We start from the raw sequence: 23,751 nt of genomic DNA on the forward strand, positions 1-23,751 counted from the left end.
AATGGCGAATATGCCTGACTTAATAATAAATAATCGAGCATACAAGGTGTCAGGCATCTTGTTTGACAAGGATGGAACGCTGCTGGATTTCATCGGGATGTGGGGCAGCTGGAGCGAGTTCATATTCATTGAGCTAAAAAATCAGCTAGAGCACCGTGGAATTCCTTTTCAGCTTGATCGAACTCCTAGCCTTTGGGGCACGAAACATGATGCTGACAACAAGATCATCGATTATGATCGAAATGGCCCGCTTGCTATGGGCACGATGAATGACTTGTATGCAGTGCTTGCTTGGAAGTTGTACAGCCAAGGCGTATCGTGGGCCGAAGCGATGGAGCTTGTTCAGCATTGCAAGAAGCAAGCGGATATTGAGCTGGAGCTCTCGCGCCCAGCTCTCCCGCTGCCTGGAAGCATTGATTTTCTGGATAGCTGCAGAGAGCATGGCATTAGGCTTGGCGTTGTCACTGCTGATGAAACGGAGGCTGCAAATAAACATTTGGAGTGGCTTGGAATACGCAATTATTTTGATGTCGTAATCGGCACTGATTTGGTTGAGCGAGGCAAGCCGTTTCCGGATATGATGCAGCTGGCCTGCCAGAAGCTTGGAATTGATTGTTCGGAGGCTGCGATTATAGGCGATACTAATGGAGATATGCGGATGGGACTTGTAGCTGGAGCTTGTGTAAAAGTTGGTATCGCAGATGTTGCCGAAGGATCTCGCGTCCACAAGGCGCTTCCTAATGCAGATGAAGTTATTGCTTCTTATAGTGAACTTACGATTAGGAGACGAGTGAATGAAGAGTGAAATGGGCTGGGGATGGACATTTCTTCTTCTCGCTATCGTATTAGAGCTGTCGGGAACCGTTTCTATGAAATATTCAGCGGGCTTTTCACGATTTTGGCCCTCTGTACTCATGTTTTTGTTTTATGGTGTCAGCTTCACGATGCTAAACTTCGCTCTATCTTATATGAATGTGAGCGTTGCCTATGCGATCTGGTCAGGTATTGGCATTATTCTCATTACGATTGTCAGCGTTACGATTTTTCATGAAAAGCTGCCTATTACCTCATTGCTCTGGATCGCTGTTATCGTTGTTGGAGTAGTGGGCTTGAATATGAGTGTAAAAAACCATTAAATGCAAGCAGAAAGGGAGAGGAATAAAATGCTGTCTCCAATTATTAGTTTTCAAGTCATTACGGACACCCATGTTACGAATGACCGGGATCATATTCACAATAAGCATTTCGAGCAAGCGCTTCTTGATATTGCGGCACATGCTTCTAACAGTATAGGCATAATGCATGTTGGAGATGTGACGGATCATGGACTCCGACCTGAATATGAGGAGTTTACCCGCATTTGGGAAGCAAACAAAGCAGGACTGCCAGAGATGCTGCTTACGTATGGCAATCATGATATTTTTTTAGGTGAATGGAGCAGTCAGCTTAAACTCTATGAATCTAGCACCGGCATGAAAGGTCCATATTATGATAGATGGCTGGAGGGCTATCATTTTATTTTTCTTGGCTCGGAGCAAGGATTAAAGGATTTCGCCTATTTGAGTACAGAGCAGCTTGACTGGCTTGATGAGCGTCTTGGTGAGCAGGCATCAGCATCAAAGCCGGTATTTTTGTTCCTGCATCAGCCGCTGAAGGATACGGTTGCCGGCTCGCTCGAGGAGCAGGGCTGGTATGGTGTGACTCAGGACAAAGAATTGAAAGCAATACTGAAAAAGCATCCTCAGACCATCATGTTTAACGGACATACCCATTGGGAGCTGGAAGCGGGACATACCTGCTTTGAAGGAAAAGGTGAAACGGCGACCATATTTAATACGGCATCCGTCGCTTATTTATGGACGAATGAGGACGAGTACAAAGAGGGCAGCCAAGGTTATCAGGTTGACGTGTACGCAAATAAGATTATTGTGCGCGGCAGAGACTATACGACTTCCTCATGGATCGAAAACGAGCAGTATGAATTGAATTGGTAAGGAATCATTTCTCATATGAGCCCCCATTGGGGCTTTTTTTATGTGATTGTATGTGGGCTAGTGTAGGAAATAGGGAGAGGTTTCAATATATTCCATTAATAGATTCATATAAAGCGATTAAAGTTTTTTATTGAGAGGATGTAAAAAAGACCTGTGGATAACTCTATCCACATTATCCACCTTGATAATGCTTAAAATTCGACGTATATACACATGCTATTCACATCGTATCCACAACATCTTGTGTATAACCGGGACTGTTGTCCTTCTAATAGTGCCATGCTACTATGAAAAAGTAGTAACCAAAGTATGGAAGAAAGGGTGTGTAGTATGGAGCTACTGTCTGACGAAATGTTAGTAGACACTTATTATGCAGCTGTGCAGTTTGAATTGGAACCCGAGTTTATTCGAATGTTAGCCATCGAAATGACACGCAGACGACTCAAACCAGAAAACATCAAAATTACAGCATAAAAAGTCGCGATTCTTCAAGATAGCAGAGCGACTACATTTCCTTCACCCAAACCTCGGCAGTAAGCTTGCAGGCCTGACAATATACAAGATGCTTGCAAGATAAAGAGTTTTGCACATGCACACTATTTATGAGCGGCTCGTCTTCGATCTGTTCATAGGGAGCGTAAGGGCTCGTCAGATCAGATGCACGACCGCAATCGATAACTGCGCTATCGCAAGAGGAGCAGCGAACATGCAAATATTGAAAGCCATTACAAACAGGACAAAACATAAGGGTATCCTCCTAGGCTCACCGTGCATATGAATGCAATAGGTGTATGATTGAGCTAAGCCAAGGTTAGGATACCCTTATGTTTATTTTTTTACCGTTATGATCAATATAAATGCGCTAAAGCTTCATGTTGCTGCTATGTCCTGGGGAGAGCTTTGCTCCGGGATCAACATAAACCTTAGCGTTGTTAATAGCAGTAGGGGCTTCTCCGAAACCAACAGCGATCAGCTTGAGCTTACCGGGATAAGTAGTCACATCGCCGGCTGCAAAGATTCCAGCAATATTCGTTTCCATACGGGTATCAACGATAATCGACCCGCCTTGAATTTGAATACCCCAGTCAGCAATCGGACCGAGTGAGGAAATAAAACCAAAGTTGACGATGACGGCATCGACTTCAAGTTCAATTGTCTCTAATGTTTTGACATCGGATAACGTGACTTTCGTAATGCTCTCCTCACCATGAAGCGCTGTAATTTCTTTTGGTGTAAGGATGTTAACTTTCGAATTCATTAAATTCTCAACGCTATGCTCATGCGCTCTGAATTTGTCACGACGATGAATTAGCGTAACGCTCTCAGCAATGGGCTCCAGCATGAGCGACCAGTCAACGGCTGAGTCGCCGCCGCCGCTTATCAACACCTTTTTCCCCTGAAAACGCTGTAAATCACCCACAAAATAATGAAGGTTTTTCTTCTCAAATCCAGCGGCCTCAGGCAATTCAAGCCTCCGCGGCTCAAATGCGCCAACACCGGCAGTAATAATGACCGCTTTAGCATAATGTTTTGTTTTGTCTGTTATAATTTCAAAGAGACGTTCATCAAGCTTGTTTACGTTTAATACCTTTTCCTCAAGGCAGATTTCCTGCTGAAAATGAGTAAGCTGCTCTCTTAGACGGTCAACTAGTTCTTGTGCCGTTACCTTAGGAAATCCAGCAACATCATAAATGTATTTTTCAGGATAAAGCGCTGCAAGCTGACCGCCTAGCTGGGGCATGCTTTCGATGAGCTTAACTGAAGCTTGGCGCATACCGCCATAGAAAGCAGCAAACATTCCTGCAGGCCCGCCTCCGATGATTAAAATATCGACGGGATCTACTGCTGATTCAGGGTTTGACATTGTAGCCACCTCCACGTTATAAGCTTTACGACTTCAATTATAAACTTTCCAGATATAAGAAGGAAATATTTAATTTGTATAGAGTTCTAAACAATTTCGTATATTTTGCCCTTGAACTTTGCCCGAAAACTCTGTAGAATTTCTGATGTATGTTATGCATGGGAGTGGTTGCATAAAACGTCGAAAGTTGTCGGTTTAATGCCATAGGCTCATTGATAAAAGCACTTTAATTAGAACACACTGAACTCATCATTATAAATATTCGGTTTAGCATGTGTAATTTTTCACAAAGTATAAATACAAAGATAAATAAGGAATGGATGGGATTAAACGATGAGTAACATACCTAAAATCGTTATTCTTGGCGCAGGGTACGGCGGCATTTTGACCGCACTTCGACTGCAAAAAGAATTAAATTACAATGAAGCTGACGTTACGTTAGTTAATAAACATGATTACCACTATATTACAACACATCTTCATATGCCAGCGGCAGGCACGGATAATCCGGAAAATGCACGCGTGAGCATTTCGAAATTGATCGATGAATTTAAAATCGACTTCGTGAAATCAACGGTCGTTCAAATTCGTCCGCAAGATAAAAAAGTGATTCTTGAAGACGGTACTTTGTCTTATGATTATTTGGTCATTGGTCTTGGAGGCGAGCCTGAGACTTTCGGAATTCCAGGCTTAGGCGAACATGCAATGAATATTCGCAGCATCAACTCTGTTCGTTTGATTCGCGAGCATATCGAGTACCAATTCGCGCGCTTCAAACGTGAGCCGCATCGTACGGATTATTTGACGTTTGTTGTTGGCGGTGCAGGCTTTACGGGAATCGAGTTTGTTGGAGAACTCTCCGACCGTATTCCTGAGCTGTGCAAGCAATTTGACGTAGATCCTGCGCTTGTAAAAATCTACAACATCGAAGCAGCACCAACGGCGCTGCCAGGCTTTGATCCTGAGCTCGTAGAGTATGGGATGGATGTGTTGACCAAGAAGGGTGTAACGTTCCGTATTGGCACAGCCATTAAGGAGTGCTCGCCAGAGGGTGTAATCGTTGGCGAAGGCGAAGAAATCAAGTCGGCTACCGTGATCTGGACTGGCGGTATTCGCGGCAATCGCCTCATTGAGGAAGCTGGCTTCGAAACGATGCGCGGACGCGTGAAGGTGGATGAATTCCTTCGCTCGCCGAGCAATGAGAACATTTATATCGTTGGCGACAACTCGCTGATGTTTAATCCAGAAGGCCGTCCTTATCCGCCGACTGCTCAAATTGCAATGCAGCAAGGTGTCGTATGCGCACATAACCTTGTCGCTTCCATTCGCAATCAACCGCCGAAGAGCTTCACGTTCAGCAACAAAGGAACGGTAGCATCACTTGGCAAAGGCGAAGCAATCGGAGTAGCTTTTGGCAAAAAATATAAAGGCCGCGTAGCCGCTTGGCTGAAAAAAGCGATCGACCTTCGTTACCTGTTCATCATCGGCGGCATTTCGCTTGTACTTCGCAAAGGGAAGTTTCTATAATGAGACATTGCAGCGTACAAGTCCGCGGATTGCTGACCAGAGACGAGCTGGATCGTTACAATGCATTGATGGAAGTCGGCTCCTTCTTAGAATCGCAAACACGATACGACTTGGCCTATACGGTGCAAAAGGAAGTTGACCTCCTTATTCAGCCGGCGATCGAACGGTTGAAGGACAAAGGCCGCGCTCGTGACCGAGCTACGCAAGAGTATTTGGAAGCGAAGCGGCTTGGTCTTGAAAATAATGACGAAGATGACGACGACGATAATTAAAATAAAGGCTTTCGCTCATTGGAGCAGCAACGAAACTGCTCCAAGGCGGAAGCCTTTTTCATTCAGTTGATTCTCTCGGAAAAAAAAGAAGCCCAAGCCATTTGAAGAAAAGGCTTGGGCTTTCTTTCTATTATATTTTCAGCAAAGCTTGGAATTTTTCGGCATTCAAGAAATTGCCGACATAAAAATCACCGAAGTCAGCGTAACGAGCGCTCACTTCATCAAAGCGCATTTCATAAATCAGCTTCTTGAATTGCAACGCATCGTCGGCGAACAGTGTAACGCCCCATTCCCAGTTGTCGAAGCCGACAGAGCCGGTAATGATTTGTTTAACTTTGCCAGCGTATTGACGACCGATCATCCCGTGGCTGCGCATCAACGTTTTACGCTCGTCCATTGCGAGCATATACCAGTTGTCTTGTCCATCCCGGCGCTTGTTCATCGGATAGAAGCAGATGTGGTTTGCTTTTGGCAGCGTCGGCTTCAATCGAGCGATAATATCCGGGTTTTGCATCGGATCAGAGCCCGGTTGTGCCATGTAGTTGCTCAGCTCTACAATGCTGACATATGAAAATACCGGATATGTAAAGCTTGCGAATGTTGTTTTGTTAAACGCCGTTTCAAGTTCGTTAAGCTCCTCTAGTGTTTCACGCAAATGCATGAATACGAAGTCTGCTTTTTGACCAACGATTGAATAAACGGCTGTACTGCCTTCTTTATTTTCCTCCACTGTGGTCCATTGCTGCAAAAACGTTTGCAGCTCGTCCAGCGCGCGGCTGCGTTCACTTTCATCGGCTAAGCGCCAAGCGGTCCAATCCACACTGCGGAAATCATGCAGCGCGTACCAGCCTTCTAATGTTTGTGCTGCTTCACTCATCGTATAAATGCTCCCTTCAAGCTCCATAATGATGCTCTAATCATTGTATCGTAAGGAGGGCGGAGTGAGCAAATGGCGGTCTTGTGACATTTGTCCTCATATAATTGACTTCCATCTAACCATTAATTAAACTAATAAACGAGAGTGTGAAAGGGGAAGTTTGGATGCTTCAATTAATTATTGCAACCGTGCTGTTTTTAGTTATGATGTTCGGCATTGGCTTTATTTTGAATATGTTGTTAAAAACAACGTGGTTCCCGATATATTTATTTGTTATCGCATTAATTGTATTAGGCATTTGGGCTCCGTGGGATCAGTCGGCGTCAACGACGATTGAAAACTTTGCTCACTACACGGTTTTTGATTACATACCGGTAATTGGAGCGCTAATCGGCGCATACGTAAGCGGATGGGCGATTCAGGCGCTGCGAAAGGGCGGCTACAAAATGTTTTAAGCCAAGTAAAAACGCCTTCAGCGTCCACTGGATGCTGAAGGCGCTTTGACGGAGAAATATAAGATAAGCAGAAGGAACGAATGATATGCCTTCTTATATTTGAAAAAAAAATCCCTCCTTCGGGGGATTTTTCTATTTTCCGACTCGTCCTGAACATCGGTTTTTATGTTAAAATGATAGAATGTTAGTGAAGGATGGAGCTGATGCTATGCGCATCAATAATATATTGCAGTACACGGAACACCACCGATATTACATTTTTCGCGATTTTTCGCTAAGCAGCCTCGACTACAAAATGCTGTCGCTAATCTATCAGCCGATGATTGGCGCATTTGCCGTCGCATTTTACCAGCAGCTGTATCATGGCATTGCCGAAGGCACCTCGGGCTACTCTTCGATTGAGCCGCAGCGCAAGCTATTTCTTGGCTTAGGGCTGGAGATGAACGAGCGCGGACGCAAGCATCTTATCGAACAGGCTTCGAAGCTGGAGGCTGTTGGATTGCTGCAAACGTCACGTTTAGGCGTTCCTGATAATGCAGATGTTATTTATGAATACGAGATGTCGCAGCCGTTGTCGCCAGTCGAATTTTTTCGCAACATGCATTTAACGATGCTCTTGCGCGATAAGGTTGGCAAGTATGCGGTAATCTCGCTTCGAGAATCATTTGGCGCTAATGAACCGGATGAGCTGGCAGGAGCGAAATTAACGAAAGAAAATATATCCGTGCCTTTCTATGAGCTGTTTAAGCTTAATATGCAGTCCGTAGACAATGAGCTTGAGCAAGCGTTGACAGAGGTTGCGCCATCGCGGCAATCAGCCGCTAGGCCGGCACAAGCAACAGCAGGCATACCTTATGGAGAAATTATTTTGCGTTTTCCTCGTAATTCCGCCAATCGGCGGTTCGTGGAGCGGCTGCGAAGTGATGAAGAACAACTCTCGCAGGTAAACTATGTAGCTTACAAATATAATTTGGCTGTAGTGGATATATGTCGTTTGCTTGATGAGGATGGCATTTTTGGAGAGAGCGGCACACTTAATGTTGACGAGCTTCAACTGCGGGCTAATCAATTTTATAGGCAGGACAAGAAGCGGGAAGGCGAACGGCAGCGAGCGCTGTCACGCACGCAAGTTGTTGCGGACGAGGAGACGGTTGATCCTGATGAATTGACCGAGGAATACGAAGTGCAAGAGCAGCATTATTTGCAAGTTCCAAATCAGCTTAGCGGTCGCTGTGATGTTCAGCAATATAATATGCTGATGCGAAATGAACCACATACACGGTTTCTTCAGCGCTTTTTCCCCGGAGCAGTACCGGATTGGATTGAACGAGTGTTTGAACGCATCGACCTCAATTATAAATTAGCTGCCCCCGTTATAAACGTACTTATACATTATGTTATCGGAGCTAACGATGCGCAGCGGGTGACAAAAACATTTTTGGACGCCGTAGCATCGAACATGCTTGTGAAACAAATCGATACATTCGAGAAAGCTGTGCTTTATGTGCGGGAGCAAGCGCAGGTGGAGCAGGATAAGGAGCGCCGCAAGGAAGCTGCGACCAGTTATGCTGGCGGAGGATATAGCGGCTCGAAAGGCGGCTCGAGAAGCGGAGGCAGCAGCAGGGGCACATCCCGTAAGCCTTCTATTCCAATCGTACAGGAAGATCAATCGGCTTCGGCAGTTTCGGCCGATGAGCTTGAAGAGCTGTTGAAGCTGGCTCGGAAATTAGACGGTAAATGATAAAGGCGGTGTAAGCAGATGATGGAGTCGATGGGCGAATTGCTGAAGGCTTGGCCTTCCGGCAAAGCCTTTACGGAAAAGGCGGAGCATAAGCTGACTGAGCTGCTTGCAGAACCGCTTGTTGAGAAGCTTCGCGTTAAATATCCGGATTTGGATGAGCAGACAATCCGTCTTAATTTGAATCGGGTTTATCAATATGTGACGGAATACAGGAACTGTACCAATTGTCCGGGCTTAGACAATTGCCCGAATGATTTTGAAGGCCACTATACGCTGCTTAGTTCTGATACGGTGAATGGACTAACGCAGTTATATGACCGTAAGGTAGCATGCAAGAAATTTAACGCTCGTCAGAATGAGGATCAGATTAGAAGCCGGATCAGAAGCTTCTACATAGACGAGAAGGCGCTGCAGCGCGGCTATTCGTCAGCTGAGATTATTACGAGAGATCTTGAGCGTGCAAAGGCGGTTGGGCAGGTTCAGAAATATATCGATCGCACGAAAGAGCATGGCTTGCAGGAGGAAGGCTTGTATTTGGCAGGCCGCTTTGGTACAGGCAAAACATTTTTAATGTGTTATTTGCTTCATGAGCTTGCGAAGGCTGGATATTCTGGAGTGATCGTCTACATGCCTGACTTTGTAGAAGATCTGAAGACGCTCATGCATGAGCCTGGCAAGCTGAAGGAAACGGTCGAGATGATGAAGGAAACCGACCTGCTTATCTTTGATGATATGGGTGCGGAAAATTTAAATCCATGGGTTCGCGATCATGTACTAGGCGCGATCTTGAATTATCGGATGCAGCGCAAGCCAACGTTCTACACCTCCAACTACGAGCTGGAGGCGCTGGAGAGGCATTTTAGCTTTACGAGCAAGGATGGCGATGAGCTGCATAAGGGACAGCGTATAATGGACCGTATACGGCCTTACGTTGAAGTCGTTATGGTTACCGGCGAAAACAAGCGCGGACAAAAGTAATTGATTAAAGCTTTGGTTAACGGATTCCTATTCGAGGAATTTGTTGACCAAAGCTTTTATTTTGTTTAAGGATAGCAGCAGCATCAAGCTTAATCTCAATATGGTTGAAAGCGTATTCAGGATGAGTGCTGTTTTATACTGTGTCATTCGTTCTGCTAGCATATAAAGCTTTCTTATAGGACTTATAAATTATTTGAAATTAAGTATTGACAGAAAGTGGGGCTCGCTGGTAAGATTCTTCCATAACCAACTAAGCAGGTAGGAATAATGTTTTCCGACCGGACGAACCGGAGCAAACACCTATCCAGGAGAAACATCCTCACAGGAAGTAAACTTCATAAATGTTTCTGAAAGCCTGTTAATTTAAAAAAGGGGTGTATGGAAAGATGAAGAAAATTACTCATGTTCGTTCCGTTGTTATTCTATTGGCATTAGTGCTTGTATTGGCTGCTTGCGGTCAAGGCGGCAACAACAAAACAAACAAAGAAACGAATAAGCCTACTAACGAGGCAACTAATACAGCTGCAACAGACGCACCTACGGATAAACCAAAACCGCCAGTTGAGCTTTTGAATGTATCCTACGACCCTACTCGTGAGCTTTATGTAGCATTTAACGCGGCATTCTCGAAACATTGGAAAGCGGAGACAGGTCAAGACGTGACGATTAAACAATCGCATGGCGGGTCTGGTAAACAAGGCCGCGCAGTTATTGATGGCCTGAAGGCGGATGTTGTAACACTTGCACTTGGTTATGACATCGATGCAATCGTTGAGCCAGGGCTAATTAATGCGGATTGGCAATCAAAGTTTGAGCACAACAGCGCTCCTTATACATCAACAATCGTATTTCTAGTTCGTAAAGGAAACCCAAAGGGCATTAAGGATTGGAACGATCTAATCAAGGACAAAGTTGAAGTTATTACGCCAAATCCTAAAACATCTGGCGGAGCTCGCTGGAACTATCTTGCTGCATGGGGTTATGCGCTTAAGCAAAATGGAAATGACGAAGCGAAAGCACAGGAGTTTGTTACACAATTATTTAAGCATGTACCTGTACTGGATTCCGGTGCACGCGGATCAACAACAACGTTTGTAGAACGCGGAATTGGCGATGTACTGCTTGCTTGGGAGAATGAGGCTTTCCTATCGATCAATGAGCTTGGTCCAGACAAATTCGAAATCGTATATCCTTCTTTAAGTATTCTTGCTGAACCTCCAGTAGCTGTAGTGGATAAAGTGGTAGACGAGCGCGGAACTCGTGAAGTAGCGGAAGCTTACTTGAAATACCTTTACACAGAAGAAGGCCAAGAAATTGCAGCTAAAAACTACTACCGTCCAATTTCGGAGACAGTTGCTGCAAAGTATGCAGATCAATTCAAAACTCTAGAATTGCTCACGATTGATAAAGATTTTGGCGGCTGGAAAGAAGCGCAAACCAAACACTTTGCAGACGGCGGCATTTTCGACAAAATTTACACACCAGGCTCATAATGCAAAGCATAAACAAGATTGGAGCTGACTTCACATGAAAGGTTCCAAGCCCCGTAACGTACTGCCGGGTTTTGGTTTGTCGCTTGGATTCACATTGTTTTACCTTAGCATTATTGTATTGATTCCGCTGACTGCCGTTTTTTTCAAAACGGCAGAGCTCAGCTGGTCGGAATTCTGGAGCACGGTTACGAATGCTCGTGTCGTTGCATCTTATCGAGTCAGCTTTCTAACCGCATTTTTTGCCGGACTTGTTAATGCAGTATTTGGCCTATTAATCGCTTGGGTGCTCGTTCGTTATCAGTTTCCAGGCAAAAAAATCGTCGACAGTTTAGTGGATCTGCCATTTGCACTGCCAACTGCAGTGGCTGGCATTGCTTTAACTGCGATCTATGCACCGAATGGTTGGATTGGCTCATTGCTCGCACCGCTCGGCGTCAAGGTTGCTTACTCCCCGCTCGGTATTACCATCGCACTAATATTTATTGGACTTCCGTTTGTTGTTCGTACGGTACAGCCGGTGCTGCAGGATATGGAGAAAGAAACGGAAGAAGCGGCAGTTATGCTCGGAGCCTATCGTTTAAGAACCTTTTGGAAGGTCATCTTGCCTGAGCTGTTGCCAGCACTACTAACTGGTTTTGCTCTAGCCTTTGCAAGAGGTATCGGAGAATATGGTTCGGTCGTGTTCATATCGGGCAATATGCCGCTGAAAACAGAAATAACTCCACTGCTCATCATGACGAAGCTGGAGCAATACGATTACGCTGGCGCTACTGCCATTGCACTCGTAATGCTCGTTGTATCCTTCCTGATGCTGCTAGTCATTAATTTACTGCAGTGGCGAATGAATCGCCGCACAGTATCAGACTAAGAAGGGAGCTCATACAAATGGCTGGAGCAATTACAGTACACACGAATGCAGAAGCTTCCAAACGTCCGAGGCATATTACAGAATCAGGTCCCGTCAAATGGCTGCTTATTATCATTGCGATGCTGTTTCTTGGATTAGTTGTCCTGCTGCCGCTGGCATCGGTATTTGTTGAAGCATTAAAAAAAGGTGTAGGCGTATACATTGATTCGATTACGGAGCCGGATGCTTTGTCAGCGCTTAAACTCACGCTTATCGTTGCATTAATCGCAGTTCCTGTGAATACGGTCTTTGGTATTGCTGCGGCCTGGGCGATCAGTAAATTTCGCTTTCGCGGTAAAAATATTTTAATTACGTTAATCGATTTGCCGTTTGCTGTGTCGCCAGTCATTTCTGGATTGATCTATGTGCTGTTATTTGGCGCACAGGGCTTTTTTGGTCCTTGGCTCGATGAGCGTGGCATCCAAATTATATTTGCAGTTCCTGGAATCGTACTTGCAACCGTGTTTGTTACGGTCCCCTTTGTTGCTCGCGAGCTTATTCCGTTGATGCAAGCGCAGGGCGTCCAAGAAGAGGAAGCAGCTGCAAGCTTAGGCGCTAAAGGCTGGCAAATCTTTTGGAAGGTTACTTTGCCAAACATCAAGTGGGGGCTTTTGTATGGCGTTATTTTGTGTAACGCACGAGCCATGGGCGAGTTCGGCGCTGTATCTGTCGTATCCGGCCATATCCGCGGAGAAACGAATACGCTGCCGCTGCATATTGAGATTTTGTATAACGAGTATCAATTTTCAGCCTCATTCGCCGTTGCTTCTTTGCTCGTCATGCTAGCGGTCGTAACGATGATCGTGAAGAGCATTGTAGAGTGGAAGTCTGGCACGCAGAAGCCAGCGGAGAAAGCTGAATAAATGACAATAATGGAGGGGTTTGAAATGGCAAAACCGCTAGAGTTAGATGCGCAATGGCTGGAGCGTATTTCTGAACAAGTAACGGGTCTTAATTATGGGCATGTAACGATCACTGTTCATGATGGAAGAATTGTACAGATCGACCGGACGGAAAGAACACGTTATGATGGTCCCTCTCAGAAGCAGCAGGTTCCGTCCGAATCTTCACAGCAATCGAAGCAGCGGGACAATTCATCAACGGGCGAAGCGCTTAGAATTGTGCAGTAGCTCCCTAATAGATTCGATAAAAATACAACAAACCCAATGCCGCGCAGGCATTGGGTTTGTTGTATACTGGAAGAAAAGTATCCATAAGGAGAATATTAATGCCGGATTGGTCCTATCAGTCCTTGTTTCGACCTCTTTTATTCAGGCTTCCTTCTAGGCTCAGCAGAACACTGACTCTAAAAGCAATGGGAACGCTGAGCAGTATCCCAGGCGGTACTTTTGTCATTCGTACACTTGGGCATATGGAGCCATCACCTCACTTGGAGCAGAAGCTAGCAGGCATTTCCTTAACTACAAGTGTGGGATTGTCAGGCGGTCTAGATCCGCAAGGAGTGGCGCATAAAGCGCTGGCTCAGTTTGGAATCGGTTTTATCGAGCATGGTCCAATCACCGTCAAGCAAATTAAGAGTGATAAGCCTATAACGAATGACATCCTAAATGAAACCATTCGATATCCAGATTATTATGAAAACGATGGTGTAGAGCAATATGCTGAGCGTATGGGAAAGCCCGGACATTCGTTGCCGCAGCTGGCAAGAATTTCTCCAATGCCGCATGCTTCTTGCGAGCAGGCTCTAATCGAACTTAAAAGCATGCTGGTGCAGCTAAGTGCAGCGGGTGCGGCTGGTTTTTATGTTGATGTCCTGCATTCATCAAGGAGCCTCGAAGAAGCCCTCACTATTTTGAAAGGCATAGCCGGATACGCTTCCGCACAACCGCATGCTAATAAACCTTTGTTTATTTATGTTCCGCCTGACTTTTCTAATGACAGCTTAATCTCCCTGATCCACGCAGCAGAGGGAGTTTGGAGAGGCGTGGTCATTGGAGAAGCAATCTGCGATGATAACAACGATGGCTATGCCGCAAGCATGGGTAAAGAGGCCAAGGCGCTTACTCTGGCCAAAATAAAGCTGCTGCGAAAGGAATGCTGTTCCCACTTGCTAATCAAAGCGGGCGGGGGCGTGCATGAGCCGCAGGATGCGTTAGATTTGCTGAAAGCAGGCGCTAACGCCGTTCTACTTCACAGCGGACTGATTTATGCAGGGCCTGGTCTGCCAAAACGGATTAATGAAGCTGTCATTTATGAGCAGGTCCGAGATCTTCCTGCGCAAGTGACTCCATCATTCTGGAAGCATTGGGGCTGGATGCTCCTGCTTGGAATCGGCATGATTATTGGCGGGATATTGTCTTGGATTATTGCTGCGACTACGGTGCTGCTGTCCTATGACTTGAATTTTATAGACATGACGCTGGACGAACTGAAGCAAGTCAACCATCATTTGCTGCATTTTATGTCTCATGACCGAATTACGCTTTCCGGAACGATGATTACAATCGGCATATTGTATGTTCAATTGGCTAGACATGGATTAAAGTATAGTCTGCACTGGGCTCGAACAGCTTTGATGACGTCTGGTATTGTTGGATTTTTAAGCTTTTTCTTATTTCTTGGCTACGGTTATTTCGACCCGCTGCATGCGCTAGCTGCTGCGGTTTTGTTCCCGATGTTTCTGCTATCCATGCGCAGAAATCCGGATCAGCCCTATCGCTTGCCAGTTAATGTTCGCAATGATCTATTATGGCGTTTGGCGATGTATGGACAATTTTGTTTTGTTGTTTTGGGATTCGCACTGGCTGTAGGCGGTTTAACGATCGCAGGCGTTGGGATTACAGAGGTGTTCGTACAATCGGATTTGGTTTATTTGAATACGACGCATAACGAGCTGAATGGGGCGAACTTGAAACTCATCCCGTTAATAGCCCATGATAGAGCAGGATTTGGCGGAGCGTTGTTCTGTGCTGCGCTGGCCATTCTTATTATTGCGCTATGGGGAATCCAGCAGGGATCGCGCTGGATATGGTGGACGCTGCTGCTTGGCGGAGCACCGGGCTTCTATGCGGGCTTAAGTGTTCATCTATCCATCGGTTATATCGATTTTTTGCATCTTTCACCTGCGTTGTTTGCGTTATTGCTTTATATACTCGGACTTATTTTCTTGTATCCTTATTTAATGAGAAAGCAACAAGCATAGCGGAATTATATCTGATTAATCAGCTGCGTATCGTTGATAGGCAACAAAAAAAAGGAGCAGCTCGCTGCTCCTTTTTCTTATGAAATGATGAATTTCACGATTACAGCAACAGCGAAAATGACGGTCATTAAACCGAGCATGCCGCCAAAGCCGAACACGACGTCCATCAAGTCATGGCGAGGCTCTTCGTTAAAATGCTCGCGCGGGTCTCTTACGTTTTCCATCGTTGACGTCCTCCTTGAAAAAGACCGATTGCGTAAGTAACAACCAATTTACGGTCGTCTTTATGTAGTATCGGTTTATTCAACTTATATTAGTATACTCAAACAGATAAACAGTTGTAAAGCCAGAACCGGTGACAATTGTAAAACAAAGTATAGCCGAGTTATGATAAAATATGAACAGAATCATTTGGCAGTCGGAGGCGAGAGCATGGATCATCAGCAAACGGATCGGGAGCAGGCAGAGCAGCAGCTTGCAGAGGCAAAAGAGACGATACGGAACAAACTAGCTTTGCTCCCGGATCAATCAGGCTGTTACCTCATGAAAAACAGCGAAGGCGTCATCATTTATGTAGGCAAGGCAAAAGTGCTCAAAAATCGCGTGCGTTCTTATTTTAACGGCAGCCACAACGGCAAGACGCAGCGGCTCGTATCTGAAATTCGTGATTTTGAATTCATTGTAACCTCTAGCAATATGGAAGCACTCATTTTAGAATGCAACTTAATTAAACAATACCATCCAAGATATAACGTCCTGTTAAAGGATGATAAAACGTTCCCCTATATCAAAATTACGAACGAGAAACATCCGAAGCTCGAGGTCACAAGACGTATCATTAAAGACAAGGGCAAGTACTTTGGCCCTTACCCGAATGCTTATGCCGCTCAGCAGACAAAGAAGCTTCTGGACCGGCTATATCCGCTTCGCAAGTGCAAGACACTTCCTGATAAGGTGTGCTTGTATTATCATCTAGGACAATGTATTGCACCGTGTGAATTTGATGTGCAGCAGAGCGAATATGATCGGATGATTCAAGAAATTTCAAAGTTTTTGAACGGCGGTCAAGATGTCGTGAAAAATGAGCTGCAGCGCAAGATGGAGGAAGCAGCCGAGAAGCTCGAATTTGAACGGGCGAAGGAGCTTCGGGATCAGCTTATTGCAATCGATGCGGTCATGGAGAAGCAGAAGATTACGATGTCCGATGCGCTTGACCGTGATATTTTTGGTTTTGCAGTAGATAAGGGCTGGATGTGCGTTCAAATATTGTACATGCGCCAAGGGAAGCTCATTGAGCGGCATGGCACAACTTTTCCTTATTACGGGGAAGAGTATGATGATTTCATGACATTCGTTACGCAGTATTATAGCGATAATCCGGCATTGCCTAAGCAAATCCTGCTGCCAATACCGCCTGAGCTGGAAGCGGTGGAATCAGCGGGCGGAGTGGCAGCAGTTGATGAGGCAGCCGCTACGCATGCTGACGATGTCATTGCATCCTTGCACAGCTGGCTGAAGGTTAAGGTGCTTATGCCGCAGCGCGGACGCAAGAGCGAGGTCGTAACGATGGCTATCGATAATGCAAGGGTGATGCTGGACGAGAAATTCAGGCTTATCGAACGAGATGAGGAACGAAGCGTTAAAGCGTCAGAGTCGCTTGCAGGCTGGTTAGGACTGGATGAAGTACGCCGAATCGAGGCATTTGATAACTCCAATATTCAAGGTACGAATCCAGTTTCGGCTATGGTTGTCTTTACGGACGGCAAGCCAGACCGCAAGGAGTACCGTAAATACAAGGTTAAGACAGTACAAGGTCCAGATGACTACGAAACGATGCGCGAGGTCATACGGCGCCGCTACGAGCGTGTGGTGAAAGAGGAATTAGCTCCGCCGGATCTGATTGTAGTTGATGGAGGCAAAGGGCAAATATCAGCGGCGCTCGACGTGCTTGAGAATGAGCTTGGGTTATACATCCCGGTTTGCGGTCTTGTGAAGGATGCAAAGCATAAGACAGCGCAGCTTATGACTGGAGATCCTGCGGAGATTGTTCCTTTGCCAAGGGACAGCCAGGAGTTTTATTTGCTGCAGCGCATTCAAGATGAGGTGCATCGCTTTGCGATTACATTCCACCGCGAGCAGCGCGCCAAATCCATGGTGGAGTCGAAGCTTGATTCGATTCCGGGCATTGGCGAGAAACGACGCAAGCTGCTGCTCAAGCATTTTGGCTCGATCAAAAAAATAAAAGAGGCCTCAGTCGAAGACTTCCGGCCTCTATCTATTGGTGATAAATTAGCTTCGCAAATTATAGCTGCCCTAGGGGAGGAGTCGTCGTCATAGACGGCTTCTTCTCTTTTTTGTGACTTAAATATTTTAGAACAAATGCAATCAGTACCGGCAGCACGGAGAAGAAAATAGCCGAGATTATGTTCGGTGCTGTTCCAATAGTGAGCAAGGATAGGCCAACTGCAACGCTGTTGAAGATGGCATGGGTGAACATGGCTGTAATGAAGCCGTATCTGACGAAGATAAAGCTGAACAACAGCCCGATAATCATCAGCTCAAACAATCTCGTCGTAGACGGATAAAAAGGATACATCACATGGCCGAGCGCCCAGAAGAAGGTAGGCAGCAGTGCTGCGGCAAACGTGTTTTTAAACCACCTGCGAAATAGTCCAATACCGAAGAAGCGGAATACGGCTTCTTCGCCAATTGCGGCAGCCCAAGCAAGCACGGGCATCAGCCAAAGAATGCCCATATTGTATGGGGATTGTGAGGCATCTGATGTTTCCCAAGTGCCAATGGACAGCTTCAAGGCGATAAAGATAACCGATTGAATTGCGAATAAGATGATCGCGAATAAATAGGACAAGCCGACGCTGCGCCAAACATAATCGCCATACCCTCTTTGACCAAAACGCGGCCATAAAGCGCGGCCCTGCGCCTTCCAGAGGCCGTCTCCGGCAACAATGGATACATAAATGGAACCTGCCATTGGAATCGCTAGCAGAACACTTACGATGGCAGTGATCGAAACGGTAGCGCCTGCCATATCCGTCTCGCCGAGCGTAGCCCGGATACCATCCAGAACGTTTAAATTCATGATCGTATAAGTAATTAAATAAATGATCGTTAATACGATTCCGTATTTAAAGGATGTATGTTTTCGATACAAAACGGAGTAAATAATAGCTAAGACGAATAAAACGAAGCTCATGAACAGATAACCGATAGAGGTAAGGTATCCAGCTATTTTATCTTGTTTCTCTACATAGTTTATGTAATCGGATGGTGCTTTAAATGTAGGTTTATATTTAGTAATGATCGTACGGTCATTCACGACAAGAGCGTTAACCAATACGTTCAGATGAGCATTTTTAATGGAATAACCTGCAGGAGGCTGAGGCTGCCAATCGCCATTAGGCAATATTTGACCGCCTATGAATTCAGTACCGCTGAAATTTCCTGCTGTTAGGAAGGCAATAGCTTCTTTTGCTTTATCTGCATCTGATAGCTGTTCCCCCTCAAGCTTCAAGTTCCAAGCTACGACTTTCCCGCTATGCATATGCAGATAAACATATCCGCTGCCGCCGCCTATGAACTTAAGATCAACTTGAAACGTATCTGTAGGAAACCTAGGGTCGTATTTATCCGTATATGATTTGACCAGCTCATATTTAGATAAGTAGCCATTCATAATTTTATCGGTCTGATGTACGGCTTTAGCCGATTTCACCTTCAAGCCTGTTTCTTTTTCAACAAATGCAGACGCCTTATCTTCCGCCGCTGATTTCGTAATGACCTTGGTATTCATTTCGCCAGATGAGATAGCCGTAATCATTGGAACGATTTGTACGGCCCCATAAATAATAAAGCAAGCAACTGCTGCCCATATAAATCGTTTCCATTCATTGGGTTTAATAGAATCAATCATAGTTTCACCTCAACTGTCTTCATAATAAATAGCTCATTTTATTACCTTAACATATGAATCCCTAAATTATCCAATGAAAATGACCGTTTGTTTTCAAAAAAATGCGAAATAACGATGTCCAGCAAGCTAGCTATGTGCTGGTTCGTCCCATTGCCCTAATTTGAGCTAATATCGTCCTGTTTGTCATAAACGTCACCTTTATATCAGGAGTGTTTAGGGATTATAATCGTTATCGTCATACTAATTGCATAGCATAGCCGAATTTCCTAAGGAAATCGGGGGAACCATAAAGTTGTCTAAATGGATGAGCCTGCTGAAAGCAAAGCAGTTCAACATTAGATAGCATGGGGTGAATTTTAGCGGTGAAGCATCGTCTTCTTCCGCTGAATAGGGCTGCCTGTCCAGGCCCGAATCCGTCAGCTAACCTCGAAGGCGTATTGGAACAGGACTCATCGCACGAGCACTTGAGTTTCCAGTGCTTTTTTTTATGCTTAAAAACAATAAATGACAATATGACATAATCAAAAAGAAGGGAAATGAATGAAGGTTAGTTGGAATGTTTTGAAGTGGTCACCCCCGCGTATTTTGGTAAGTGGATTCGCTCTTATTATATTGCTGGGTGCCTTATTATTATCCATGCCTTTTGCATCGGTAAGCGGTGAGAGATTGCCTTTTATAGATGCGCTGTTTACGGCAACTTCGGCAACCTGTGTAACAGGGTTAGTTGTCGTTGATACCGGAACTTATTTCTCTATATGGGGTCAAATCATATTAATGTGCTTGTTCCAGCTTGGCGGACTCGGATTTATGACGATGGCGACGCTGGTAGCGCTCGTACTTCGCAAGAGGATTTCGCTGCGTGAGCGGCTTTTGCTGCAGGAATCCATGAACCAGTCGAGCATGGAAGGCATCGTGCGTTTGATTAGACGCGTTATTGTGTATTCATTGACAATAGAGCTTATTGGCGCTGCGTTGTTTGCTTCGAGGTTTGCATTTGATATGCCGCTGGGCAAAGCGATTTATTTTGGAGCCTTTCATGCGGTTTCATTGTTTAACAATGCTGGTTTTGATATTTTTGGGAACTATCGCAGCTTGACCTTATACGTTTCTGATCCAGTCGTCAATATTGCAGCTATGATGCTGATCATTTCGGGTGGACTTGGCTTTGTCGTTATGTCGGACCTGATGGAGTTCCGCAAAAACCGCAAGCTGTCGCTGCACAGCAAGGTCGTGCTATCTATGACAGGAACGCTTATTGCAGTAGGGACACTCGTCATATTTATTTTTGAATTCTCGAATTCGAAGACACTGGGCTCTCTGGACTGGGGCGGGAAAATTTTGTCCTCGTTCTTCCAGTCGGTAACGCCGCGGACGGCAGGAGCCAATACGCTTGATTATACGGCTATCCGGCAAGCGACAATGTTTTTCACCATTATATTAATGTTTATTGGCGCCTCGCCCGGCTCGACGGGCGGCGGCATCAAAACAACAACCTTTGCAACGCTGGTCGGCGCTGTATTTGCAATGATTAGAGGACGAGAGGACATCGTTCTTTTCCGTTACAGATTAGGCAAAGACAGAATTTTTAAAGCACTCACGATTACTTTGATCTCTTTATCGCTTGTCATTATTGTAACGATGATTTTGTCGATGACGGAGGATCAAGCTTTTATAAAGCTATTGTTTGAAGCGACATCAGCATTTGGAACAGTAGGATTATCCGTTGGTGTTACGCCAGAGCTGAGCCTTGTTGGGAAAATAGTCATTGCATTAACCATGTTTGCCGGAAGACTTGGACCCCTGACGCTTGCATACGCGCTTGGGCCTCGTACAGAGAAAGAGCTTTATCGGCATCCAGAAGGCAAAATTACGATTGGATAGGAGACTTTGCAAGTGGGAATTAAAAAGAAACAATTTGTCATCATCGGCTTAGGGAGATTTGGTTCGAGCTTAGGGCGCGAACTCGTCCAGCTTGGCCATGAGGTGCTTGGAATAGATAAGGATGAGGAAGCCGTTCAGGACATGAGCGGTATTCTAACCTATGCTGTATCAGCTGATTGTACGGATGAAGAAGCGCTGCGCTCCTTGGGTGTAAGAAACTTTGATTGCGGAGTTGTCGCGATTGGCGATGACATTCAATCCAGCATTTTGACAACCATACTGCTTAAGGATTTGGAAGTGAAGCAAGTTGTAGCGAAAGCTTTGACTGAACTGCATGGCCGGGTGCTTGAGAAAATCGGTGTAGACCGCGTGGTCTATCCTGAGCGCGATATGGGTATTCGAGTTGCGCATCAGCTTGTATCCCCAAATCTATTAGATTATATCGAGCTTTCCAAAGAGTATACGATCGCCGAGCTTGCTGTACCGCAATGCTTGGATGGCAAGTCATTGCATGATCTTAATCCGCGAGCTAGATTTGGATGCAGCATCGTAGCCATAAATAAGCCTAATGGCATCATCATTGCACCGACAGCAACGGATGTCCTTTCACTTCGTGATGTCATGGTTATTATAGGAACAAATGAGCAAATAGAAGACTTCGAAGCATCCGTTATCCGTTAATTTTTTTATGTAGTGGAAAAGGCTTATTATTAGAAAAAGCAGATTAGGCTGAAATGGATTTGGAAGTGTAATATTGGAAATGCTGAAGGACAGCAGCTATTTTAAAAGCTGCTGTCCTTTTTGCTGGGGAAGCCTGCTGCAAGCTCGTTGATCCATAGACGAACGGACGGGCTGAGGGCGGCCGAATCCGCATGAATGAGCGAGGTGGTACGCTTTGTATCTTCAAGTTCTCGAATGGGAATGACGGTAAGATCATTGTCTTCAAGCAGTTGATTGCGCATATATGATTGAGGCAGGAGCGTCGCAGCACGGCAAGTATGCAGCAGCCGAAGTATAGCTTCAAACGAATCAATTTCCATTCGCACATCCGGCTGAAGATGATATTTGTCAAACAGCTCGTCGGTCAACAACCTGTACCAAGTGCCTTTGGAGAACAAGATCATCGGCATGCCGGTCACATCCTGTATACCCAGCGTGCCTTTATCGGTAATGACCTGATTGCGAGGCACCACGAGCGATAGATGATCCTCAAACAGCGGAATGCACCGCAGCGTTGAATCTTCAATACTAGAGGCGACAATGCCGATATCGGCTTTGTGATCTCGCACGAGCGATACGATTTCGTGCGTCTTGCCGGTAATCGCTTTAATGTCGATCTCCGGATGAGTTGAAGTTAAGCTTTGAATGAGATCGGGCAAAGTCGTTTGAAGCGTCGTCAAGCTTGCGCCAATAGTAAGGGTCGTATGTCCAGCTGAGGTGAACTCAGAGACGGTTTGCAGATATTTGCGATGAAGCTGGCGAAGCTCCAAAGCATATTCATAGGTCAATTGCCCAATTCGAGTAAGCTCCAGCCGCTTTCCGATGCGATGAAACAAAGGAGAGCCTAGGTCCTGCTCAAGCTTGGCAATTTTGCGAGAAAGTGCAGGCTGAGACAGGTTTAGCAAGGCGGAAGCCTTGTTCATACTGGACTGTTCCACAATAACGGTGAAGACATGCATCTCTTCATTCATGAATGAAACCCCTTATGTCATTTTGTTATAAGAAATTATAAAAAATAAGCAATTCCATTATAAGCTTAAAAGGAGTAGGATGGGAAGTGTGGCTAATATGTGTCGAGTTTTGTTGACGGACATACATGCTGGGGTTACAATGTAGAATGATTTGCCAAGCGTAAACTGCTGATGACAACCATTGGCTGCACAGCACCTCGTTTGCGCTGGAATATAAGCAATGTATAAAGGGGAAACCGATACATTCTTATATTTTAAGAAAAAGCATGCTAGCACTCACAGTTTTGAAAGGAGAAGGAATGACATGAAAGGAAATTCGTATTTCTCGCGCAAGCTTCACTCGCTTCTCGGGATCATTCCACTCGGCGGATTTATCGTCGTGCATGGTCTGACTAACTACCAGGCGTTTGAACGCGGGCCTGAAGGCTTTGACAAAGGCGTAACTCTCATTAACAGCATGCCCGTGCTGCCGCTGCTCGAGATTTTCGGCATTTACCTCCCGCTATTGTTTCATGGTATTTACGGCTTGTATGTCGCTTACCAATCGAACACGAATACGGGACGTTTTAAGTACGGCCGGAACTGGGCGTTTACCGCTCAACGGGTAACTGGGGTAATTACTTTTGTATTCGTTTTCTGGCACGTATATCAAACTCGGATTCAAGTTTATCTCGGCCACATCACCCATGAGGAACTGGGATCAACGATGAATCAAATTGCGAGCAACCCTACTTACTTCGTACTTTATGTTATTGGTGTATTAGCAGCTGTTTTCCACTTCAGCAACGGCCTTTGGGCGTTTCTGATCAGCTGGGGCATTACGATTGGCCCGAAAGCTCAACGCATCTCTTCATATATTTGCATGGGCGTTTTTGTAGTCGTATCAGCATTGTTTATTCTTTCGCTTATTGCATTCAGCGGAGATCAATTCAAAGAAGCTGCAAGTGCTGCATTGGCACTTACGAATATCGGTTAGT

Annotated in this window: 24 protein-coding genes and 1 riboswitch; of the genes, 18 read left to right on the top strand and 6 right to left on the bottom strand. The window is 45.4% G+C overall.

The features are described 5' to 3' along the window. The first annotated feature begins 10 nt into the window (after positions 1 to 10). The 4 genes from AC1DM9_RS03360 to sda all read left to right on the top strand — a co-directional run bounded on the left by AC1DM9_RS03360 (position 11) and on the right by sda (position 2,468). Positions 11 to 805 (top strand): HAD family hydrolase, encoded by a 795-nt coding sequence (locus AC1DM9_RS03360; RefSeq protein WP_477578535.1) that lies wholly within the window; start codon positions 11 to 13, stop codon positions 803 to 805. Next, the gene (locus tag AC1DM9_RS03365; protein ID WP_076267561.1) at positions 795 to 1,136 is read left to right on the top strand and encodes a DMT family transporter; all 342 of its coding nucleotides are present in this window, start codon (positions 795 to 797) and stop codon (positions 1,134 to 1,136) included. Before AC1DM9_RS03360 ends, AC1DM9_RS03365 begins: the two co-directional genes overlap by 11 nt. Before the next feature lie 27 nt (positions 1,137 to 1,163). Continuing rightward, positions 1,164 to 1,994, top strand: a complete 831-nt coding sequence (locus tag AC1DM9_RS03370; RefSeq protein ID WP_430060051.1) for a metallophosphoesterase family protein — start codon at positions 1,164 to 1,166, stop codon at positions 1,992 to 1,994. A 330-nt stretch (positions 1,995 to 2,324) separates the two neighbouring features. Further along, positions 2,325 to 2,468, top strand: coding sequence for a sporulation histidine kinase inhibitor Sda (gene sda, locus AC1DM9_RS03375; protein ID WP_076267563.1), 144 nt, complete (start codon positions 2,325 to 2,327; stop codon positions 2,466 to 2,468). A gap of 31 nt (positions 2,469 to 2,499) precedes the next feature. Here the strand turns inward: sda and AC1DM9_RS03380 are convergent, their stop codons facing one another. Together AC1DM9_RS03380 and AC1DM9_RS03385 are read right to left on the bottom strand one after the other, a co-directional pair. After that, positions 2,500 to 2,739, bottom strand: coding sequence for a hypothetical protein (locus AC1DM9_RS03380; protein WP_441876756.1), 240 nt, complete (start codon positions 2,737 to 2,739; stop codon positions 2,500 to 2,502). Positions 2,740 to 2,856: 117 nt separating this feature from the next. Then, positions 2,857 to 3,858 (bottom strand): NAD(P)/FAD-dependent oxidoreductase, encoded by a 1,002-nt coding sequence (locus tag AC1DM9_RS03385; protein WP_076267565.1) that lies wholly within the window; start codon positions 3,856 to 3,858, stop codon positions 2,857 to 2,859. Positions 3,859 to 4,191: 333 nt separating this feature from the next. Here AC1DM9_RS03385 and AC1DM9_RS03390 point away from each other — a divergent pair, with 333 nt between their 5' ends. Continuing rightward, positions 4,192 to 5,385 carry an NAD(P)/FAD-dependent oxidoreductase gene (locus AC1DM9_RS03390; protein WP_076267566.1) on the top strand — a complete coding sequence of 398 codons (1,194 nt, stop codon included), beginning with the start codon at positions 4,192 to 4,194 and terminating at the stop codon, positions 5,383 to 5,385. Then, entirely contained in the window at positions 5,385 to 5,657 is a 273-nt protein-coding gene (locus AC1DM9_RS03395) for a hypothetical protein (RefSeq protein WP_076267567.1), read from the top strand. Before AC1DM9_RS03390 ends, AC1DM9_RS03395 begins: the two co-directional genes overlap by 1 nt. Before the next feature lie 130 nt (positions 5,658 to 5,787). On the opposite strand, the gene hemQ is transcribed toward AC1DM9_RS03395, so the two are convergent. Then, a complete protein-coding gene (gene hemQ / locus AC1DM9_RS03400; RefSeq protein WP_076267749.1) occupies positions 5,788 to 6,534 on the bottom strand; it encodes a hydrogen peroxide-dependent heme synthase in 747 nt (248 codons plus the stop codon). A gap of 164 nt (positions 6,535 to 6,698) precedes the next feature. Between hemQ and AC1DM9_RS03405 the strand changes: the two genes are divergently transcribed. From AC1DM9_RS03405 to AC1DM9_RS03440, 8 genes are all read left to right on the top strand, one after another. After that, a complete protein-coding gene (locus tag AC1DM9_RS03405) occupies positions 6,699 to 6,989 on the top strand; it encodes a YuiB family protein (protein ID WP_076267568.1) in 291 nt (96 codons plus the stop codon). Positions 6,990 to 7,197: 208 nt separating this feature from the next. Beyond that, complete coding sequence (locus AC1DM9_RS03410) at positions 7,198 to 8,730, top strand: replication initiation and membrane attachment family protein (RefSeq protein WP_441908283.1); 1,533 nt, start codon at positions 7,198 to 7,200, stop codon at positions 8,728 to 8,730. Positions 8,731 to 8,751: 21 nt separating this feature from the next. Further along, positions 8,752 to 9,708, top strand: a complete 957-nt coding sequence (gene dnaI, locus AC1DM9_RS03415) for a primosomal protein DnaI (RefSeq protein ID WP_076267750.1) — start codon at positions 8,752 to 8,754, stop codon at positions 9,706 to 9,708. Positions 9,709 to 10,094: 386 nt separating this feature from the next. Continuing rightward, a complete protein-coding gene (locus tag AC1DM9_RS03420) occupies positions 10,095 to 11,201 on the top strand; it encodes a sulfate ABC transporter substrate-binding protein (RefSeq protein ID WP_076267570.1) in 1,107 nt (368 codons plus the stop codon). A 34-nt stretch (positions 11,202 to 11,235) separates the two neighbouring features. Continuing rightward, positions 11,236 to 12,069, top strand: a complete 834-nt coding sequence (gene cysT / locus AC1DM9_RS03425) for a sulfate ABC transporter permease subunit CysT (RefSeq protein WP_441876767.1) — start codon at positions 11,236 to 11,238, stop codon at positions 12,067 to 12,069. Between the two features lie 17 nt (positions 12,070 to 12,086). Next, complete coding sequence (gene cysW / locus AC1DM9_RS03430; protein WP_339204419.1) at positions 12,087 to 12,971, top strand: sulfate ABC transporter permease subunit CysW; 885 nt, start codon at positions 12,087 to 12,089, stop codon at positions 12,969 to 12,971. Positions 12,972 to 12,995: 24 nt separating this feature from the next. Continuing rightward, positions 12,996 to 13,238: a YezD family protein gene (locus tag AC1DM9_RS03435; RefSeq protein ID WP_076267573.1), complete on the top strand. Its 243-nt coding sequence runs from the start codon at positions 12,996 to 12,998 to the stop codon at positions 13,236 to 13,238. Between the two features lie 98 nt (positions 13,239 to 13,336). Beyond that, on the top strand, positions 13,337 to 15,271 hold the full coding sequence (locus AC1DM9_RS03440; protein ID WP_477578538.1) for a dihydroorotate dehydrogenase: 1,935 nt from the start codon (positions 13,337 to 13,339) through the stop codon (positions 15,269 to 15,271). A gap of 77 nt (positions 15,272 to 15,348) precedes the next feature. Here the strand turns inward: AC1DM9_RS03440 and AC1DM9_RS03445 are convergent, their stop codons facing one another. After that, a complete protein-coding gene (locus AC1DM9_RS03445; RefSeq protein WP_144376731.1) occupies positions 15,349 to 15,495 on the bottom strand; it encodes a YqzM family protein in 147 nt (48 codons plus the stop codon). Positions 15,496 to 15,703: 208 nt separating this feature from the next. Here AC1DM9_RS03445 and uvrC point away from each other — a divergent pair, with 208 nt between their 5' ends. Then, positions 15,704 to 17,608 (top strand): excinuclease ABC subunit UvrC, encoded by a 1,905-nt coding sequence (gene uvrC / locus AC1DM9_RS03450; RefSeq protein WP_339204416.1) that lies wholly within the window; start codon positions 15,704 to 15,706, stop codon positions 17,606 to 17,608. Here uvrC and AC1DM9_RS03455 read toward each other — a convergent pair. Further along, entirely contained in the window at positions 17,574 to 19,202 is a 1,629-nt protein-coding gene (locus AC1DM9_RS03455; RefSeq protein ID WP_477578541.1) for a CPBP family intramembrane glutamic endopeptidase, read from the bottom strand. The genes uvrC and AC1DM9_RS03455 overlap by 35 nt on opposite strands. Before the next feature lie 245 nt (positions 19,203 to 19,447). Continuing rightward, positions 19,448 to 19,652, top strand: a riboswitch (cyclic di-AMP (ydaO/yuaA leader). A 90-nt stretch (positions 19,653 to 19,742) separates the two neighbouring features. On the opposite strand from AC1DM9_RS03455, the gene AC1DM9_RS03460 reads away from it, so the two are divergent. Both AC1DM9_RS03460 and AC1DM9_RS03465 read left to right on the top strand, forming a co-directional pair. Beyond that, positions 19,743 to 21,083 carry a TrkH family potassium uptake protein gene (locus AC1DM9_RS03460; protein ID WP_339204413.1) on the top strand — a complete coding sequence of 447 codons (1,341 nt, stop codon included), beginning with the start codon at positions 19,743 to 19,745 and terminating at the stop codon, positions 21,081 to 21,083. An 18-nt stretch (positions 21,084 to 21,101) separates the two neighbouring features. Beyond that, complete coding sequence (locus tag AC1DM9_RS03465) at positions 21,102 to 21,764, top strand: potassium channel family protein (RefSeq protein WP_076267751.1); 663 nt, start codon at positions 21,102 to 21,104, stop codon at positions 21,762 to 21,764. 101 nt (positions 21,765 to 21,865) lie between these two features. Here the strand turns inward: AC1DM9_RS03465 and AC1DM9_RS03470 are convergent, their stop codons facing one another. Next, complete coding sequence (locus tag AC1DM9_RS03470) at positions 21,866 to 22,774, bottom strand: LysR family transcriptional regulator (RefSeq protein WP_076267578.1); 909 nt, start codon at positions 22,772 to 22,774, stop codon at positions 21,866 to 21,868. Between the two features lie 304 nt (positions 22,775 to 23,078). On the opposite strand from AC1DM9_RS03470, the gene AC1DM9_RS03475 reads away from it, so the two are divergent. Next, positions 23,079 to 23,750 (top strand): succinate dehydrogenase cytochrome b558 subunit, encoded by a 672-nt coding sequence (locus AC1DM9_RS03475; protein WP_441908277.1) that lies wholly within the window; start codon positions 23,079 to 23,081, stop codon positions 23,748 to 23,750. Position 23,751: the final 1 nt, after the last annotated feature.

It is taken from the genome of Paenibacillus sp. 01T431 (assembly GCF_056398625.1).

What these genes read in the sequence shown, in the direction of transcription:
- uvrC (WP_339204416.1), top strand. Translation starts at nt 15,704, where the DNA reads ATGGATCATCAGCAAACGGATCGGGAGCAGGCAGAGCAGCAGCTTGCA.
- AC1DM9_RS03390 (WP_076267566.1), top strand. Translation starts at nt 4,192, where the DNA reads ATGAGTAACATACCTAAAATCGTTATTCTTGGCGCAGGGTACGGCGGC.
- AC1DM9_RS03380 (WP_441876756.1), bottom strand. Translation starts at nt 2,739, where the DNA reads ATGTTTTGTCCTGTTTGTAATGGCTTTCAATATTTGCATGTTCGCTGC.
- hemQ (WP_076267749.1), bottom strand. Translation starts at nt 6,534, where the DNA reads ATGAGTGAAGCAGCACAAACATTAGAAGGCTGGTACGCGCTGCATGAT.
- AC1DM9_RS03410 (WP_441908283.1), top strand. Translation starts at nt 7,198, where the DNA reads ATGCGCATCAATAATATATTGCAGTACACGGAACACCACCGATATTAC.
- dnaI (WP_076267750.1), top strand. Translation starts at nt 8,752, where the DNA reads ATGGAGTCGATGGGCGAATTGCTGAAGGCTTGGCCTTCCGGCAAAGCC.
- AC1DM9_RS03385 (WP_076267565.1), bottom strand. Translation starts at nt 3,858, where the DNA reads ATGTCAAACCCTGAATCAGCAGTAGATCCCGTCGATATTTTAATCATC.
- AC1DM9_RS03405 (WP_076267568.1), top strand. Translation starts at nt 6,699, where the DNA reads ATGCTTCAATTAATTATTGCAACCGTGCTGTTTTTAGTTATGATGTTC.
- AC1DM9_RS03395 (WP_076267567.1), top strand. Translation starts at nt 5,385, where the DNA reads ATGAGACATTGCAGCGTACAAGTCCGCGGATTGCTGACCAGAGACGAG.
- AC1DM9_RS03370 (WP_430060051.1), top strand. Translation starts at nt 1,164, where the DNA reads ATGCTGTCTCCAATTATTAGTTTTCAAGTCATTACGGACACCCATGTT.
- AC1DM9_RS03455 (WP_477578541.1), bottom strand. Translation starts at nt 19,202, where the DNA reads ATGATTGATTCTATTAAACCCAATGAATGGAAACGATTTATATGGGCA.
- cysT (WP_441876767.1), top strand. Translation starts at nt 11,236, where the DNA reads ATGAAAGGTTCCAAGCCCCGTAACGTACTGCCGGGTTTTGGTTTGTCG.
- AC1DM9_RS03445 (WP_144376731.1), bottom strand. Translation starts at nt 15,495, where the DNA reads ATGGAAAACGTAAGAGACCCGCGCGAGCATTTTAACGAAGAGCCTCGC.
- AC1DM9_RS03475 (WP_441908277.1), top strand. Translation starts at nt 23,079, where the DNA reads ATGAAAGGAAATTCGTATTTCTCGCGCAAGCTTCACTCGCTTCTCGGG.
- AC1DM9_RS03470 (WP_076267578.1), bottom strand. Translation starts at nt 22,774, where the DNA reads ATGAATGAAGAGATGCATGTCTTCACCGTTATTGTGGAACAGTCCAGT.
- AC1DM9_RS03440 (WP_477578538.1), top strand. Translation starts at nt 13,337, where the DNA reads ATGCCGGATTGGTCCTATCAGTCCTTGTTTCGACCTCTTTTATTCAGG.
- AC1DM9_RS03435 (WP_076267573.1), top strand. Translation starts at nt 12,996, where the DNA reads ATGGCAAAACCGCTAGAGTTAGATGCGCAATGGCTGGAGCGTATTTCT.
- AC1DM9_RS03365 (WP_076267561.1), top strand. Translation starts at nt 795, where the DNA reads ATGAAGAGTGAAATGGGCTGGGGATGGACATTTCTTCTTCTCGCTATC.
- AC1DM9_RS03360 (WP_477578535.1), top strand. Translation starts at nt 11, where the DNA reads ATGCCTGACTTAATAATAAATAATCGAGCATACAAGGTGTCAGGCATC.
- AC1DM9_RS03420 (WP_076267570.1), top strand. Translation starts at nt 10,095, where the DNA reads ATGAAGAAAATTACTCATGTTCGTTCCGTTGTTATTCTATTGGCATTA.
- cysW (WP_339204419.1), top strand. Translation starts at nt 12,087, where the DNA reads ATGGCTGGAGCAATTACAGTACACACGAATGCAGAAGCTTCCAAACGT.
- sda (WP_076267563.1), top strand. Translation starts at nt 2,325, where the DNA reads ATGGAGCTACTGTCTGACGAAATGTTAGTAGACACTTATTATGCAGCT.
- AC1DM9_RS03460 (WP_339204413.1), top strand. Translation starts at nt 19,743, where the DNA reads ATGAAGGTTAGTTGGAATGTTTTGAAGTGGTCACCCCCGCGTATTTTG.